This is a genomic window from Herbaspirillum lusitanum (assembly GCF_026127345.1).
Taxonomy (GTDB): Bacteria; Pseudomonadota; Gammaproteobacteria; order Burkholderiales; family Burkholderiaceae_D; genus Herbaspirillum; species Herbaspirillum lusitanum.
The window spans coordinates 1-15,457 of the sequence record NZ_QXFG01000004.1 but is presented as its reverse complement, the minus strand read 5'-3'; the positions used below and the strand labels follow the sequence as shown (position 1 = coordinate 15,457).

The window sequence follows — 15,457 nt, the reverse complement described above, 5'->3', positions numbered from 1 at the left end:
CAATCTTATTCAGCCATTCTGTTCAGTTACTTATTTGGATCCCAACATGTTCACAGGTATCGTCGCCGCCGTCGGCAACATCACTTCCGTTCAACCGCTGGGCAACACAGCCGACGCCGGCGTACGCCTCGACATCGACGCCGGCCCGCTGGCGATGGACGACGTCGCGCTGGGTGATTCGATCGCGCTCAACGGCGCCTGCATGACGGTGGTGGAAAAGACCGCCAAAGGATTCACCGTCGACGTCTCGCGCGAGAGCCTCAACCTCACCGTCGGTCTCGACGCGCCGGGAGAAGTGAACCTGGAAAAAGCCCTGACCCTGGCCGAACGCCTTGGTGGCCACCTGGTCTCCGGCCACGTCGACGGCCTCGGCGTGGTCAACAAGTTCGAGCCGGTCGGCGAATCCTGGGAGCTGGTCATCGAAGCGCCGAAGTCGCTCGCCAAATACCTCGCCTACAAAGGCTCGATCGTCGTCAATGGTGTTTCGCTGACCGTCAACCGCGTGGAAGACGTCGCCAACGGCTGCCGCTTCTCGATCAACCTGATCCCGCACACGATCCAGGTCACCACGCTGAAGCACCTGAAGGTCGGCGGCAAGGTCAATCTGGAGATCGACCTGATTGCGCGTTATGTCGAACGCATGCTGTCGACAACACATCGATAAGCACCGAAGAGCACCCACGAACACGACTCGGCCACCGGTGCAAGATCCGCTAGCGGATCAGGCGCGCACGCTCACCCGGTAAGTCGTGGTCTGGCGATACACCTGGCCCGGGCGCAGGATCACGTCTTCACGATCGGGACCGTTCACCTGATCCGGATAGGCCTGCGCCTCCAGGCAAAAGCCGTCGTGCGCGGCATAGGCCTGCGCGCCGCGTCCGGCAATTCCTTCCAGAAAATTCCCGCTGTAAAACTGCAGGCCGTTCTCGGTAGTGGCAACCGCCAGTTCGCGTCCGGAACCGGGATCGTAGACAGCAGCAACCTCGCGCAGCGCCTGCGCGTTGCGGCTGCGCGAAGCGGTCGCGGGATCTCCAGGGCGCAGGCAATAACAATGATCGAAGCCGCCCGCGATGCCGAGTTGATCGTCGGGCCATGCCAGTCGCGCACCGATCGGCGCCGGCTGGCGGAAGTCGAACGCGCTGCCGGCCACCTCCACCACCTTGTTCGGAATCAATGCACGATCAATTTGCAAATAGCGATCCGCATCGATGGACAGGATGTGGTCGCAGATGTCGTCGACGCCGCCGTTCAGATTGAAGTAGCCGTGCGAGGTCAGATTGAGCGGCGTCGGCGCGTCGCTGGTCGCGGTGTAGTCGATGCTCAGCCGGCCGTCGTCGTCGAGCCGGTACAACACCGATGCCAGTACATTGCCCGGGAAGCCGGCAGCGCCATGCGGCGAAGACAGCGTCATGCGCAATCCTTCCGGATCGGCCTGCACCTGCCACGGCAACAAGTGAAAACCGCCGGCGCCGCCATGCAGATGATTGTCGCCCTCATTGCGGTCGAGCTGATAGTCGACGCCGTCGAGTGTAAAACGGCCGCCGGCAATGCGATTGCCCCAGCGTCCGATGACGCCGCCGAAGTAAGGGGTATTGGCGAGGTAGTCCTGCTGGTCCTGATAGCCGAGCAGGATATCGGCTTCGCGGCCGTAGCGGTCGGGCGCCCACCAGGAAATCAGCGTGGCGCCGCGATTGCTGATGACGACGCGCATGTCATGCGCATTGCGCAGGGTGTACAAGGTGACGCCGTGGCCGGCGGCAGTGCTGGAGAGGGTGAAATGTGTCATGTCGTCGGAATGCGGCGGCGAATCAATCGCCATGGATGGGTTCTTGCAATGAAGGAAGTGAAGACGGTGGATTTGCCGCGGCGCCCTGCATCAGCTGTTCCTGGTATTCCCGCGGGGTGCAGCCGAGCTCGCGCTTGAATACTGCATGCATGTATTGCACCGACGTGAAGCCGCAGCTGACCGCGATCTCGGCGACGTTGCCGTGCGCCTGTTGCAACATGCGCCTGGCGGCATCGAGCTTGAAGCGCAGGATTTCGTCATGCACGCTGCGGCCGAGTTCGCGCCGGAAATACCAATCCAGCGACGAGCGCGACACGCCCACGTAATCGGCGACCTGCTCGGTCTTGATGCCCTGGCAGGCGTATTGGCGGATGAAGTGCATCGCCTGCATGACGTGCGGATGATTGCGCGCTTCATGCCGGCTCGACGCCAGCACATTGATGCCGGCCGGCGGCACCAAAATGCGCTTGTCGGAAAACTGCGCGCCGTGACCGTGCAGCATCTGGTGCAGCAGATGCGCCGCCGTACGGCCCATCTCCAGCGTACCCTGGATCACCGAGCTGAGCGGCACGCGCGTCAGGATGCGCGCCAGCGGGTCGTTGTCGATGCCGATCAGCGCAACCTGCTCCGGCACTGCGATGCCGGCGAACAGGCAGGCTTGCAGCAATTGCCGCGCACGCGCATCGGTGACGGCGATGATGCCGATCGGCTTGGGCAAGCTGCGCACCCAGGCGATCTGCTGCTCGACGGCGGTATCCCAGGACTGCGCGCTGGTGCCGACGCCGCGATACACGTGGCCTTGTATGCCGTCGCGCTGCGTCAGCGATTCGAACGCCTTTTCGCGCTCCTGCGCCCAGCGATTGACGTCAGCCTGCGGCAGGCTGAAGCAGGCGAAATTCTGCAATCCGGCTTCGATCAGGTGGTCGTAGGCCAGCTTGACCAGCTTGAAATTGTCGGTCGCGACATAGGGCAGATCTTTTGGATAGCCGGACTCGTCGGCATAGGAACCGCCCACCGCGACCACCGGTAGTTGCACGCGCGACAAGGCTTCCTGCATGGTCGGGTCGTCGAAATCGGCGATGATGCCGTGGCCTTGCCAGCGTTCGATTCCTTGCGGCCGGCAACGGAAATCTTCTTCCAGATACAAGTCCCACGACGCGCGCGTGCTGCTCAGGTATTCACCGATGCCGGCGATGATGTCGCGGTCGAATATCTTGTTGCCGTTGAACAGCAGCGCAATGCGATGCACGGTCGGTACTTTTGTCACGCTGAACTCTCCGATGCCCGACCGGCTGCAACTGGGGCTGCGCCGGCAAGCGGTCTCCTGAAGTCGCGGAACATCTTGTCGACGATGTCAAATCGTCATCTTTTCTTGTTCCGTTCTTCCTGCTTTTCTGATTTTTCGATTGTACCGAGACGCCGTCGCCGCGTCAGTCCAAATCGGGGTATGTGCACCTGCAATAGAAAGAATCGCACTGCCGCTTGGCGGATTTCGTAATTGTGGTGGCCGGTACGCGGTTGCTAGTATGGCCGCACATCAAGCCTCAGCGAGGCGGCGATGGGGCAGGAGCGGGGCAGTGTTTATAAAAAATTCCCGCCGCTGCAGAGGCATCCCCCTTAAAAATCATAATGAACAATCTGGAGACATGGCAATGAACGCAATCCTGAAAAAGAGTGTATTGGCCCTGATGGCGGCGACTACGATGTCGCTGGTCGCAGGCGGTGCAATGGCCGACGCCAAGAATCCGAAGATCGGTTTTTCCATCGATGACCTGCGTGTTGAACGCTGGGCCCGCGACCGCGACTTCTTTACTGCTGCGGCCGAAAAACTCGGCGCCAAGGTGTTCGTGCAATCCGCCGACGCCAGCGAAGCGCGCCAGATTTCGCAGATCGAAAACCTGATCTCGCGCGGCGTCGACGTGATCGTGATCGTGCCGTTCAACGCCACGGTGCTGACCAACACCATCAAGGAAGCCAAGAAAGCCGGCATCAAGGTGCTGTCCTACGACCGCCTGATCCTGAACGCGGACGTCGACGCCTATATCTCGTTCGACAATGAAAAGGTCGGTGAAATGCAGGCCGAAGGCGTGATCAAGGCCCAATCGAAAGGCAACTTCTACCTGCTCGGCGGCTCGCCGACCGACAACAACGCCAAGATGCTGCGCGAAGGCCAGATGAAGGTGCTCAAGCCGCTGATCGACAAGGGCGACATCAAGATCGTCGGACAGCAATGGGTCAAGGACTGGAATCCGACCGAAGCCTTGTCGATCGTTGAAAACGCCCTGACCGCGAACAACAACAAGATCGACGCCATCGTCGCTTCCAACGACGGCACCGCCGGCGGCGCCATCCAGGCACTGGCGGCGCAAAAGCTTGCAGGCAAGGTACCGGTATCGGGCCAGGACGCCGACCTCGCGGCGATCAAGCGCGTTGTCGCAGGCACCCAGACCATGACGGTCTACAAGCCGCTCAAGCTGATCGCCACCGAAGCCGCCAATCTGTCGGTGCACCTGGCGCGCAATGAGAAGCCGAGCTACAACTCGCAGTACGACAACGGCTTCAAGAAGGTCGACACGGTGCTGCTCAAGCCTATCCCGCTGACCAAGGCCAACGTCAACATCCTGGTTGACGACGGCTTCTATACGCAGGCGCAGATCGGCGCGAAGTAAGTCCTTCGCAAAACCACAAAAAGTACCCACGCAGCTACGGCGCCCGACGGGCGTCGTATCTGCTTTTTTTACCTCCCCTCCCCTTCCGCGAGCGCAGCATGTCAGAGTATTTGTTGGAAATGAAGGGCATCGTCAAACAGTTTGACGGTGTCCGCGCCCTCGACGGCATCGACTTGAAAATCAAGGCCGGCGAATGCGTCGGCCTGTGCGGCGAAAACGGCGCCGGCAAATCCACGCTGATGAAGATCCTCTCCGGCGTCTATCCGCACGGCACCTGGGACGGCGAAATACGCTGGGACGGCCAGCCGCTGATCGCCAATTCCGTGCGCGACACCGAAGCCGCCGGCATCGTCATCATCCATCAGGAACTGATGCTGGTGCCCGAGCTGTCGGTGGCGGAAAACATCTTCATGGGCCATGAGCTGACCCTGCCCGGCGGTCGCATGAACTATCCCGCCATGTACCGGCGCGCCGAAGAACTCATGCGCGAACTGAACATGCCGGACATCAACGTCGCCCTGCCCGTCATGCAATACGGCGGCGGCCACCAGCAACTGGTGGAGATCGCCAAGGCGCTCAACAAGAAGGCGCGCCTGCTGATCCTCGACGAGCCGTCGTCGTCGCTGACCACTTCCGAAATTGCCGTCCTTCTCAAGATCATCAAGGATCTCAAGGCCAAAGGCGTGGCCTGCGTCTACATCTCGCACAAACTCGATGAAGTGGCCGCCGTGTGCGACACCATTTCGGTCATCCGCGACGGCAAGCACATCGCCACCACGCCGATGGAAGAGCTCGACGTCGACCGCATCATCACGCAGATGGTCGGTCGTGAAATCACCGCAATGTACCCGAGCCGCGACCATGAAGTCGGCGAGATCGTGTTCGAAGCGCGCCACATGACCTGCCTCGACGTCGACAACCCCAAGCGCAGGCGCGTCGACGACGTCTCGTTCTCGGTGCGGCGCGGTGAAATCCTCGGCATCGCCGGCCTGGTCGGCGCCGGCCGCACCGAACTGGTGTCGGCGATCTTCGGCGCCTACCCGGGCCGCTGCGAAGGGGAAGTCTGGATGAACGGCGCACGCGTCGACACCGGCACGCCGCTCAAGTCGATCCGGCTGGGTCTGTGCATGGTGCCGGAAGATCGCAAGCAGCACGGCATCGTGCCGGATCTCAGCGTCGGCCAGAACATCACGTTGACGGTGTTGAAGAATTTCTCGCGCGGCACCCGCATCGACGGCGAGGCCGAGCTGAAAACCGTGCATGAAGAAATCAGCCGCATGCGGCTCAAGACCGCCAGCCCGTTCCTGCCGATTACCGGCCTGTCCGGCGGCAACCAGCAAAAGGCGGTGCTGGCCAAGATGCTGCTGGCGCATCCCAAAGTCCTGATCCTCGACGAGCCCACGCGCGGCGTCGATGTCGGCGCCAAGGCTGAAATCTATCGGCTGATCGCCGAACTGGCGAAACAAGGCGTTGCCGTGATCATGGTGTCATCCGAACTGGCCGAAGTGCTGGGCGTCTCCGACCGCGTGCTGGTCATCGGCGAAGGCAAGCTGCGCGGCGACTTCGTCAACCAGGACCTGACGCAGGAAATGGTGCTGGCCGCGGCCATCAACCAGTCGCCGCAACAACGTCTGCACACCGCTGCATAACGCTGCACACCGCGGCATAACCACATTCCGGAATCAAGCATGACCTCAACTCTCAGTACCGGCAACACCACGGCCAACATCAAACAACTCTTCAGCCGCTACAAGATCATGGCGCTGCTCATCGCCATCGCCATCATCTGGGCCTTCTTCAGCTGGAAGACCGAAGGCGGTTTCGTGACGCCGCGCAATCTCTCCAATCTGCTGCGCCAGATGTCGGTCACCGGCATCCTCGCCTGCGGCATGGTGCTGGTCATCATCGCCGGCGAAATCGATCTGTCGGTCGGCTCCCTGCTGGGCTTGCTGGGCGGCGTCGCGGCGATCCTGAACGTGACGCACAACCTGCCGCTGCCGCTCAATCTGTTCCTCGTACTGCTGCTGGGATTGTTGCTCGGACTGTTCAACGGTTACCTGACGGCGTACATGCGCATCCCCTCCTTCATCGTCGGATTGGGCGGCATGCTGGCGTTTCGCGGCGTGCTGCTGGGCATCACCGGCGGCCTGACGATTGCACCGGTGTCGAGCGATCTGGTGTATCTGGGCCAGGGCTACCTGCCGGCCAGCTTCGGCGTCGCCCTCGTGATCGTGCTGTTCGTGCTGGCGCTGGCGCTGACCTGGCGCCAACGCGTCAACCGGGTCCGCCATGCGCTGCCGGTGCCGCCGCTGTGGCGCGACGCCATCAAGGTGGCGCTGATCGGCGCGGTGTTGCTGGCGTTCGTGCGCACGCTCAACAGCTACGACGGCATCCCGGTGCCGGTGTTGCTGTTGCTGGCGCTGCTCGGCCTGTTCAGTTACATCACCACGCAAACCGTGTTCGGCCGCCGCATCTATTCGGTCGGCAGCAACATGGAAGCCACGCGCCTGTCCGGCGTCAACGTGCAGTCGGTCAAGCTGTGGGTGTTCGGCATCATGGGCGTGATGTGCGCACTGGCCGGACTGGTCAACACCGCACGCCTGGCGGCCGGGTCGCCCTCGTCCGGCAGCATGGGCGAACTCGATGCCATCGCCGCCTGCTTCATCGGCGGCACGTCGATGCGCGGCGGCTCGGGCACCATCTACGGCGCGCTGATCGGCGCGCTGGTGATGGCCAGCCTGGACAACGGCATGTCGATGCTCGACGTCGGCACCTACTGGCAAATGATCGTCAAGGGCAGCATCCTGATGCTGGCCGTGTGGGTCGACGTCAGCACCCGCTCGGGTCGTTGAGCGGCCTGCTTCCATTTCATTCTGAAAAGAGGACAGTCATGCAAACCATACCGGCCCATGCCGCCTTACCTGACGACCTGGCCGACGCGCTGCTGATCGGCCGCGTCTGGAGGAACAGCAAGATCAACGGTCCCTGCGTCGTTGTCGTGCGCCAGGGCCAGGTCTTCGACATCACCGCTGCAGCGCCGACGGTGGCCGACCTGCTCGACGCCGAAGACCTGCTGAACATCGCCCGCAACGCTCCCGGCGAAGCGCTGGGCAGCGCGTTCGACCTGGTGCATCATGCGCTCCACACCCAGGACGACACCAGCCGGCCGCTGCTGCTGGCCCCTTGCGACATCCAGCCGATCAAGGCCTGCGGCGTGACCTTTGCGGTCAGCATGCTGGAACGCGTGATCGAGGAAAAAGCCGCCGGCGACGCCGGCCGTGCAGAAGCCCTGCGCAAGGAATTGCAGGCCAGCATCGGCGCCGATCTGTCATCCATCCGGCCCGGTTCGGATGCCGCCATCAAGCTGAAGCAGGAACTCGTCAAACGCGACGCCTGGTCGCAATACATGGAAGTCGGCATCGGTCCCGACGCTGAAGTCTTCTCGAAAGCGCAGGCGATGTCGGCGCTGGGACTGGGCGCCGACGTCGGCCTGCATCCGGCTTCGCAGTGGAACAACCCCGAACCCGAGATCGTGCTGGCCGTCAACAGCGTCGGCGAAGCCGTAGGCGCGACCCTGGGCAACGACGTCAACCTGCGCGACATCGAAGGCCGCAGCGCCTTGTTGCTCGGCAAGGCCAAGGACAACAACGGCGCGTGCGCCATCGGTCCCTTCATCCGCCTGTTCGACGAACGCTTCACCATCGATACGGTGCGCCAGGCCGAAGTCTCATTGCGCATCGAAGGCGCCGACGGCTTCCGTCTCGACGGCGTCAGCTTCATGCGCGAGATCAGTCGCGATCCGCTCGACCTGGTGCAGCAAACCTGCGGCGCGCATCACCAGTATCCGGACGGCTTCATGCTGTTCCTCGGCACCATGTTTTCGCCGATCAAGGATCGCGACGCCGCCGGCGCCGGCTTTACCCATCATCTGGGCGACCGCGTCACCATCGCCAGTCCGGCGCTGGGCGCGCTCGTCAATCACGTGCAACGCAGCGACGCCATCGCCCCCTGGACTTTCGGCATCCGCTCCCTCTATCGCTATCTGGCCGGACGCGGCCTGACAGATTCATTGCCATCTTCAGCATCATCCTCCAGGAGAACAGCAGCATGACAGCATCACCCTCGGCTTCCCTCGCAGCCGCGCCGGCGACATCTAACGGATCGGCTGTTGATCACGCCGTCGAACATGCCATCTATCGCAGCCTGGCCGGCAAGCGCGTCGTCATTACCGGCGGCGGCACCGGCATCGGCGCGGCGCTGGTGGAAGCCTTCGCGCAGCAAGGCGCGCAGGTATTTTTCCTCGACATCGCCGAGCACGAGTCGCGCGAACTGGAAGCCGCGCTACGCGACAAACCGTTGCCGCCGACCTTCCTGCACTGCAACCTGCTCGATCTCGACGCGCTGGCGGCGAGCTTCGTCCACATTGAAAAAATCGCCGGCGCCGTCGACATCCTCATCAATAACGCCGCCAATGACGATCGCCACAAGGTCGCCGAGGTGACGCCGGCCTATTGGGATGAACGCATGGCGGTCAACCTGCGCCATCAGTTCTTTTGCGCACAGGCAGTCACGCCCGGCATGCGCGAGAGGGGACGCGGCGTGATCCTGAATTTCGGCTCGATCTCGTGGCACCTGGCGCTGCCCGGCCTGGCGCTGTACATGACCGCCAAGGCCGCCATCGAGGGACTGACACGCGGCCTGGCGCGCGACCTTGGCGTGCACGGCATTCGCGTCAACTGCATCATCCCCGGCGCGGTGCGCACGCCGCGCCAGATGCGCCTGTGGCACAGCCCGGAAGAAGAAGCCAAGATTCTCGCATCGCAATGCCTGCACACGCGCGTCGATCCGCATGACGTCGCGGCGCTGGCGCTGTTCCTGGCGTCCGACAGCGCGTCCAAATGCTCCGGTCGCGACTACTTCGTCGACGCCGGCTGGTACGGCGCATGAGCCCGGCCGCACCGACCTGCGTATGGCCGGTCGGCGCCGAACTGGGCGAAGGTCCGGTCTGGCATGCGGCGGCGCAGGCGTTCTGCTTCGTCGATATCAAAGGCCGCGCGATTCATCGCTGCAATGCCGAAGGCGGGCAGCGGGAAAGCTGGAGTACGCCGCGGCAGCCAGGTTTCGTGCTGCCCTGCGACGATGGAAATCTGCTGTGCGGCATGCAAGGCGGTCTGTACCGGTTCGATCCGAAGACGGGAAATTTCACGTTGCTGCAGGCGGTTGAAGAAGGCCTGCCCGGCAATCGCATCAACGACGGTTTCGCCGATCAGCGCGGCCGCCTGTGGTTCGGCACCATGGATGACGCCGAGGAAAACGCCAGCGGCGCATTGTATTGCCGCGACCGCGGCATCCTGCGCGAACAGGACCGCAACTACATCATCACCAACGGCCCGGCAATGAGCCCGGACGGAAAAACGCTGTATCACACGGACACATTGCTGCGAACGGTATATGCTTTCGATGTCGACGCGGCGGGAAACCTGTCCGGCAAGCGCCCGTTCATCGTCATCAACGGCTCCGGCTATCCGGACGGCATGGCGGTGGACGCGGAAGGTTGCCTGTGGGTGGCCCTGTTCGGCGGGTGGCGCATCGAGCGCTTCCTGCCGTCGGGGGAACTGGCCGGCGTGCAGCCTTTCCCCTGCGCCAACATCACCAAGCTGGCCTTCGGCGGCGCTGACCTGCAGACCGTGCAGGTCACTACTGCATGGAAAGGCCTGTCGCCCGCCGAGCGCTTGCAGCAACCGCTCGCGGGCGGTTTGTTTTCGTTCCGCGCCGACACGCCGGGCCTGGCTCAACATTACATATCGACAGAGGTACAGAAGTGACAAATCAACATCAGACACCGCGCCGTTTCCGCTCCCAGGACTGGTTCGACAATCCGGACCACATCGACATGACGGCGTTGTATCTGGAACGTTTCATGAACTACGGCATCACCGCCGAAGAACTGCGCTCCGGCCGCCCCATCATCGGCATCGCCCAAAGCGGCAGCGACATCAGCCCCTGTAATCGCATCCACCTCGAACTGGCGCGCCGCGTGCGCGACGGCATCCGCGACGCCGGCGGCATCCCGATGGAATTTCCGCTGCATCCGATTTTTGAAAACTGCCGCCGTCCGACCGCGGCGATCGACCGCAACCTGTCGTATCTCGGCCTGGTGGAAATCCTGCACGGCTATCCGATCGACGCCGTCGTACTGACCACCGGTTGCGACAAGACCACGCCGGCGCAGATCATGGCCGCCTCCACCGTCGACATCCCGGCCATCGTGCTGTCGGGCGGTCCGATGCTGGACGGCTGGATGGACGGCGAACTAGTCGGCTCCGGCGCCGCCATCTGGAAGGGTCGTCGCCAGTTGTCCGCAGGACAGATCGACAATGAGAAATTCCTTGAGATCGCCGCCGCCTCGGCGCCATCGTCGGGCCATTGCAACACCATGGGCACCGCTTCGACCATGAACGCCATGGCCGAAGCGCTTGGTATGTCGCTGACCGGCTGCTCGGCGATTCCCGCGCCGTACCGCGAGCGCGGACAGATGGCCTACGAAACCGGCCGCCGCATCGTCGGCATGGCGTATGAAGACCTGCGCCCCTCGGCGATCCTGACGCGCGACGCCTTCCTCGACGCCATCGTGGTCAACGCCGCCATCGGCGGCTCCACCAATGCCCAGCCGCACATCATGGCGATGGCGCGCCACGCCGGCGTCGAGCTGGATTCCGACGACTGGATGAAGTACGGCTACGACGTGCCGCTGCTGCTCAACATGCAACCGGCCGGCAAGTATCTGGGCGAGCGCTTCCATCGCGCCGGCGGCGTGCCGGCCATCATGTGGGAGCTGCAACAGGCCGGCAAGCTGCGCGCCGACCGTCTCACCGCCGGCGGCAAGACCATGGCGCAAAACCTCGAAGGACGCGAGAGCCATGACCGCGAAGTGGTGTTCCGCTTCGAAGCGCCGATGCGCGAACGCGCGGGCTTCCTGGTCCTCAAGGGCAATCTGTTCGACTTCGCCATCATGAAGACCAGCGTGATTTCGGACAGCTTCCGCGCGCGCTACCTCAGCACGCCGGGCAGCGAAGGCATCTTCGAATGCACCGCCGCGGTGTTCGACGGCTCCGACGATTACCACGCGCGCATCAACGATCCGTCGCTCGGCATCGATGAGAACACGATCCTGGTGATCCGCGGCGCCGGTCCGGTCGGCTGGCCCGGTTCGGCCGAGGTGGTCAACATGCAACCGCCTGACGCGCTGCTGCGCCGTGGCATCACGACCCTGCCGACGCTCGGCGACGGTCGCCAGTCGGGTACCTCGGACAGTCCGTCGATCCTGAACGCCTCGCCCGAAAGCGCAGTCGGCGGCGGCCTGGCCTATCTGCATACCGGCGACAAGATCCGCATCGACCTCAACACCGGCCGTTGCGACATGCTGATCAGCGATGAAGAACTGGCCAGGCGCAAGGCCGAGGGCATCCCGGCGGTACCGGCCAGCCAGACGCCGTGGCAAGAGATTTATCGCGACACCGTCGGCCAGCTTGAGACCGGTGCGGTCATGGAACTGGCGGTCAAGTACCAGGGCATCGCCAAGGTTCTGCCGCGTCATAATCACTGATACGCGTTGCTTGCGGCGTAGTCTGCCGCCGCTTCGCCTTACTCAGTCCAAGCGCCCTTCCGGGCGCTTTTTTATTGTCGCTTTCCTCGTCAAAACGGCAAATTAGCACCTCTTAGACGACTGGTCTAATTTTAGGCTATCATGAACCGTCGGCTTTATTTCAGCTGCCGTATTCATCAGCTGGCAAAACTCAGGAGACAGTGACTGCACTGTCTTTTTTATTCGATTTTTCATTTTCCATTGAAGGATATTCATGACTTCCTTGTTCGATCCCCTCAAGCTCGGCGACATCTCGCTCGCCAATCGTTTCGTCATGGCGCCGCTGACACGCAGCCGCGCCGTTGAAGGCTTCAAGCCCGGCCCGCTCACGGTAGAGTATTACCGCCAGCGCGCCACAGCCGGCCTGATCATTGCCGAAGCCACCCAGATCAGCCAGATGGGCCAGGGTTATCTCAATACGCCCGGCATCTATTCACCCGAGCAAGTGTCCGCGTGGCGCGACGTCACCGATGCGGTGCATGCCGCCGGCGGCAAGATCGTGCTGCAGCTGTGGCATGTCGGCCGCATCTCGCACACCTCTTTCCTGCCCGGCGGCGTAGCGCCGGTGTCGTCAACCAACCGCGCCGCCAACGCCAAGACCTTCACCACCGAGGGTTACAGCGACGTGTCGACGCCGCGCGCCTTGCGCGACGATGAACTGCCGGCGCTGGTCGAGGATTACCGCAAGGCCGCGCGCAACGCCATTGACGCCGGTTTTGACGGCGTTGAAGTGCATGCCGCGAACACTTACCTGCTGGAGCAATTCCTGCGCGACAGCGTCAACGATCGCAGCGGCCCTTACGGCGGCAGCATCGAGAACCGTGCGCGCCTGGTGCTCGAGGTCCTGCAAGCAGTCGCCAAGGAAGTCGGCGCAGGCCGCACCGGTATCCGCCTGAGCCCGATGACGACCTTCAACGACACGGCCATCGACAGCGATCCGCAAGCGCTCTACAACTATGTGGTGGAACAGATCGCACCGCTCGGCCTGGCTTACCTGCACGTGATCGAAGGCGAAACCGGCGGCGTGCGCGTGCCCGAAGGCGCACCGGTGAAGTTCGACTACGCCGCGCTGCGCAGCCGCTTCCCCGGCGCCTTCGTCGTCAACAACGGCTTCGACGGCGCTGAAGGGCAAGCCGTGGTGGAAGCCGGCAAGGCGGATGCCATCGCATTCGGCCGGCCGTTCATCGCCAACCCGGACCTGGTGCGTCGCGTGCGCGAATCCAAGCCGCTCAATCCGCTGCACGCAGAGACTTTGTACGGCGGCGGCGCGGAAGGCTACACCGACTATCCGGCACTGACGGCATAGTCCTCGCAGTTTATATTTTGCAATGAATGGGCCCTCGAGATTGTCGGGGGCCTTTTTATTTCCCGCTCAATAACGAGAGGGATAGCGGATATGCAATACACGAAAAAGCTGCTTGCCAAATTATTGCTGACGTATCGCTTACAAAAATTCGAATCAAATTTTCAACATCTGCCGCAACCCTTTCAAACAAAGTAATTTTCTCGAAAAACAAAGGCAAGCAACCCTTCTCAGCACCGCGCAAACCCAGTGCCATAGCGTCTTTCCGTCCGCAGTAACAGCGCAAAAAAAATGTCGCACCGCAAACGGAAAAATCCTATCCTCACTATAATTGCGCTGCAATTTTTACAATAATCCTTCCACCACAAGTATGAGGAGAATTTCTATGCGGCTCTTACTCCTGTTGCCGTTCATTGGTCTATTGTGGGTTCCGTTTTACAACGACGAACTGCCCATGCTGCTCGGCTTTCCGTTTTTCTACTGGTATCAGTTTGCGTGGGTTCCGCTCACTGCGCTGATCATCTGGATCGTCTACAAAGACGGCCTTAAAAAGGGAGTCGAATGATGAATTCCTCTTCCATCAACTGGACGGCACTCGGCGTCTTCATCTTCTTCTTCGCACTGGTCACCGTGATGGGCTTCTGGGCCTCGCGCTGGCAAAGCGGCGGCAAGGCCAACAAGGGCGCCCACCTCGATGAATGGGGCCTGGGCGGCCGCAACTTCGGCACCTGGATCACCTGGTTCCTGGTCGGCGGCGACTTCTACACCGCCTATACCGTGATCGCGGTGCCGGCGCTGGTGTATGCGGTCGGCGCCTACGGCTTCTTCGCGCTGCCGTACACCATCCTGGTCTACCCTATCGTGTTCCTGATCATGCCCAAGCTGTGGCACGCCGCGCACAAGGCCGGTCACGTCACCGCTGCCGATGTCGTCTTCGGCCGCTACAAGTCGCGCAAGCTGGAGCTCGCCATCGCCCTGACCGGCGTCGTCGCGACCATGCCCTACATCGCGCTGCAACTGATCGGCATGGAAGTCGTCATCAAGGCGCTCGGCGTCACCGGTGAACTTCCCCTGCTGGCGGCCTTCGTGATCCTGGCGCTGTACACCTATTCGGCCGGCCTGCGCGCACCGGCGCTGATCGCCTTCGTCAAGGACCTGATGATCTACATCGTGGTGCTGGTGGCGGTAGTGCTGGTGCCGATGAAACTGGGCGGCTACGGCGTGGTGTTCGCTTCGGCGCGCGATGCGTTTGCAGCCAAGGGCGGCGCGACCGGCCTGACGTTGAAGCCGGCGCAATTCCTGCCGTTTGCTTCGCTGGCGCTGGGTTCGGCGATGGCGGCCTTCATGTATCCGCATACCCTGACCGGCATTTTCGCAGCCAAGAGCGCCGACACGATCCGCAAGAATGCCGTGTTTCTGCCTGCGTACACCGTGCTGCTGGGCCTGATTGCGCTGCTGGGCTACATGGCCTACGCTGCGGGCGTCAAGGTCGAAGCCAACAACGACGTCGTGCCTGCGCTGTTCAATGCCATGTTCCCGAGCTGGTTCAGCGGCTTCGCGTTTGCGGCGATCGCCATCGGTGCGCTGGTGCCGGCGGCGGTGATGTCGATCGGCGCCGCCAACCTGTTCACGCGCAACTTCTGGAAGCCGTACGTGAACCCGAACGTGTCGCCGCAAGGCGAAGCCAAGGTCGCCAAGATCGTCTCGCTGGTGGTCAAGTTCGGCGCGCTGGTGTTCATCCTGTTCCTGCCGACCAAGTTCGCGCTTGATCTGCAGTTGCTGGGCGGCGTGTGGATTCTGCAGACCTTCCCGGCGCTGGTGTTCGGCCTGTTCATCGGCTGGTTCGGCGCCAACGCGCTGCTGACCGGCTGGGCCGTCGGCATCGTCGGCGGCAGCTGGCTGGCGTATGCGGACGGCATCAAGCCGGTGCATACCTTCCACATCGGTGCCGACTCCTACACGCTCTACACCGGTCTGATCGCGCTCGCGCTCAACATCGTGGTGGCAGTCGTGGTGCAACTGGTGTTCGGCAAGGGCGGCGCCAAAGCGCCGGC

At 62.5% G+C, this 15,457-nt stretch carries 14 protein-coding genes; 11 read left to right on the top strand and 3 right to left on the bottom strand.

From position 1 onward, the window contains the following. Window positions 1–46: 46 nt before the first annotated feature. Window positions 47–664: a riboflavin synthase gene (locus tag DXT88_RS03350; protein ID WP_265211590.1), complete on the top strand. Its 618-nt coding sequence runs from the start codon at window positions 47–49 to the stop codon at window positions 662–664. 57 nt (window positions 665–721) lie between these two features. On the opposite strand, the gene DXT88_RS03345 is transcribed toward DXT88_RS03350, so the two are convergent. Together DXT88_RS03345 and DXT88_RS03340 are read right to left on the bottom strand one after the other, a co-directional pair. Then, window positions 722–1,786, bottom strand: a complete 1,065-nt coding sequence (locus DXT88_RS03345) for an aldose epimerase family protein (RefSeq protein WP_016836645.1) — start codon at window positions 1,784–1,786, stop codon at window positions 722–724. A 22-nt stretch (window positions 1,787–1,808) separates the two neighbouring features. After that, on the bottom strand, window positions 1,809–3,053 hold the full coding sequence (locus DXT88_RS03340) for a XylR family transcriptional regulator (protein WP_265211589.1): 1,245 nt from the start codon (window positions 3,051–3,053) through the stop codon (window positions 1,809–1,811). A 385-nt stretch (window positions 3,054–3,438) separates the two neighbouring features. On the opposite strand from DXT88_RS03340, the gene xylF reads away from it, so the two are divergent. The 8 genes from xylF (at window position 3,439) to DXT88_RS03300 (ending at window position 13,406) form a co-directional block, all read left to right on the top strand. Continuing rightward, window positions 3,439–4,455 carry a D-xylose ABC transporter substrate-binding protein gene (gene xylF, locus DXT88_RS03335; protein WP_407649264.1) on the top strand — a complete coding sequence of 339 codons (1,017 nt, stop codon included), beginning with the start codon at window positions 3,439–3,441 and terminating at the stop codon, window positions 4,453–4,455. A gap of 98 nt (window positions 4,456–4,553) precedes the next feature. Further along, a complete protein-coding gene (gene xylG, locus DXT88_RS03330) occupies window positions 4,554–6,104 on the top strand; it encodes a D-xylose ABC transporter ATP-binding protein (RefSeq protein ID WP_265211588.1) in 1,551 nt (516 codons plus the stop codon). A 39-nt stretch (window positions 6,105–6,143) separates the two neighbouring features. Further along, the gene (locus DXT88_RS03325; protein ID WP_265211587.1) at window positions 6,144–7,307 is read left to right on the top strand and encodes a sugar ABC transporter permease; all 1,164 of its coding nucleotides are present in this window, start codon (window positions 6,144–6,146) and stop codon (window positions 7,305–7,307) included. Window positions 7,308–7,345: 38 nt separating this feature from the next. Next, window positions 7,346–8,566, top strand: coding sequence for a fumarylacetoacetate hydrolase family protein (locus DXT88_RS03320; protein ID WP_265211586.1), 1,221 nt, complete (start codon window positions 7,346–7,348; stop codon window positions 8,564–8,566). Next, on the top strand, window positions 8,563–9,402 hold the full coding sequence (locus DXT88_RS03315) for an SDR family NAD(P)-dependent oxidoreductase (protein ID WP_265211585.1): 840 nt from the start codon (window positions 8,563–8,565) through the stop codon (window positions 9,400–9,402). The genes DXT88_RS03320 and DXT88_RS03315 overlap by 4 nt, the downstream gene beginning before the upstream one ends. After that, complete coding sequence (locus tag DXT88_RS03310) at window positions 9,399–10,280, top strand: SMP-30/gluconolactonase/LRE family protein (protein ID WP_265211584.1); 882 nt, start codon at window positions 9,399–9,401, stop codon at window positions 10,278–10,280. The genes DXT88_RS03315 and DXT88_RS03310 overlap by 4 nt, the downstream gene beginning before the upstream one ends. Next, on the top strand, window positions 10,277–12,061 hold the full coding sequence (locus DXT88_RS03305; protein ID WP_265211583.1) for an IlvD/Edd family dehydratase: 1,785 nt from the start codon (window positions 10,277–10,279) through the stop codon (window positions 12,059–12,061). Before DXT88_RS03310 ends, DXT88_RS03305 begins: the two co-directional genes overlap by 4 nt. Window positions 12,062–12,314: 253 nt before the next feature. Continuing rightward, window positions 12,315–13,406: an alkene reductase gene (locus DXT88_RS03300; RefSeq protein WP_265211582.1), complete on the top strand. Its 1,092-nt coding sequence runs from the start codon at window positions 12,315–12,317 to the stop codon at window positions 13,404–13,406. A 55-nt stretch (window positions 13,407–13,461) separates the two neighbouring features. On the opposite strand, the gene DXT88_RS03295 is transcribed toward DXT88_RS03300, so the two are convergent. After that, complete coding sequence (locus DXT88_RS03295; RefSeq protein ID WP_265211581.1) at window positions 13,462–13,659, bottom strand: hypothetical protein; 198 nt, start codon at window positions 13,657–13,659, stop codon at window positions 13,462–13,464. A gap of 129 nt (window positions 13,660–13,788) precedes the next feature. Here DXT88_RS03295 and DXT88_RS03290 point away from each other — a divergent pair, with 129 nt between their 5' ends. Together DXT88_RS03290 and mctP are read left to right on the top strand one after the other, a co-directional pair. Next, window positions 13,789–13,968 (top strand): DUF3311 domain-containing protein, encoded by a 180-nt coding sequence (locus DXT88_RS03290; protein ID WP_265211580.1) that lies wholly within the window; start codon window positions 13,789–13,791, stop codon window positions 13,966–13,968. Next, the coding region (gene mctP / locus DXT88_RS03285) for a monocarboxylate uptake permease MctP (RefSeq protein ID WP_265211579.1) at window positions 13,968–15,457 on the top strand (1,490 nt) is incomplete at its 3' end. The genes DXT88_RS03290 and mctP, both read left to right, overlap by 1 nt.

Coding starts and splice junctions, on each gene's coding strand:
- DXT88_RS03350 (WP_265211590.1), top strand. CDS start 47: ATGTTCACAGGTATCGTCGCCGCCGTCGGCAACATCACTTCCGTTCAA.
- DXT88_RS03345 (WP_016836645.1), bottom strand. CDS start 1,786: ATGACACATTTCACCCTCTCCAGCACTGCCGCCGGCCACGGCGTCACC.
- xylF (WP_407649264.1), top strand. CDS start 3,439: ATGAACGCAATCCTGAAAAAGAGTGTATTGGCCCTGATGGCGGCGACT.
- xylG (WP_265211588.1), top strand. CDS start 4,554: ATGTCAGAGTATTTGTTGGAAATGAAGGGCATCGTCAAACAGTTTGAC.
- DXT88_RS03325 (WP_265211587.1), top strand. CDS start 6,144: ATGACCTCAACTCTCAGTACCGGCAACACCACGGCCAACATCAAACAA.
- DXT88_RS03320 (WP_265211586.1), top strand. CDS start 7,346: ATGCAAACCATACCGGCCCATGCCGCCTTACCTGACGACCTGGCCGAC.
- DXT88_RS03315 (WP_265211585.1), top strand. CDS start 8,563: ATGACAGCATCACCCTCGGCTTCCCTCGCAGCCGCGCCGGCGACATCT.
- DXT88_RS03310 (WP_265211584.1), top strand. CDS start 9,399: ATGAGCCCGGCCGCACCGACCTGCGTATGGCCGGTCGGCGCCGAACTG.
- DXT88_RS03300 (WP_265211582.1), top strand. CDS start 12,315: ATGACTTCCTTGTTCGATCCCCTCAAGCTCGGCGACATCTCGCTCGCC.
- DXT88_RS03295 (WP_265211581.1), bottom strand. CDS start 13,659: ATGGCACTGGGTTTGCGCGGTGCTGAGAAGGGTTGCTTGCCTTTGTTT.
- DXT88_RS03290 (WP_265211580.1), top strand. CDS start 13,789: ATGCGGCTCTTACTCCTGTTGCCGTTCATTGGTCTATTGTGGGTTCCG.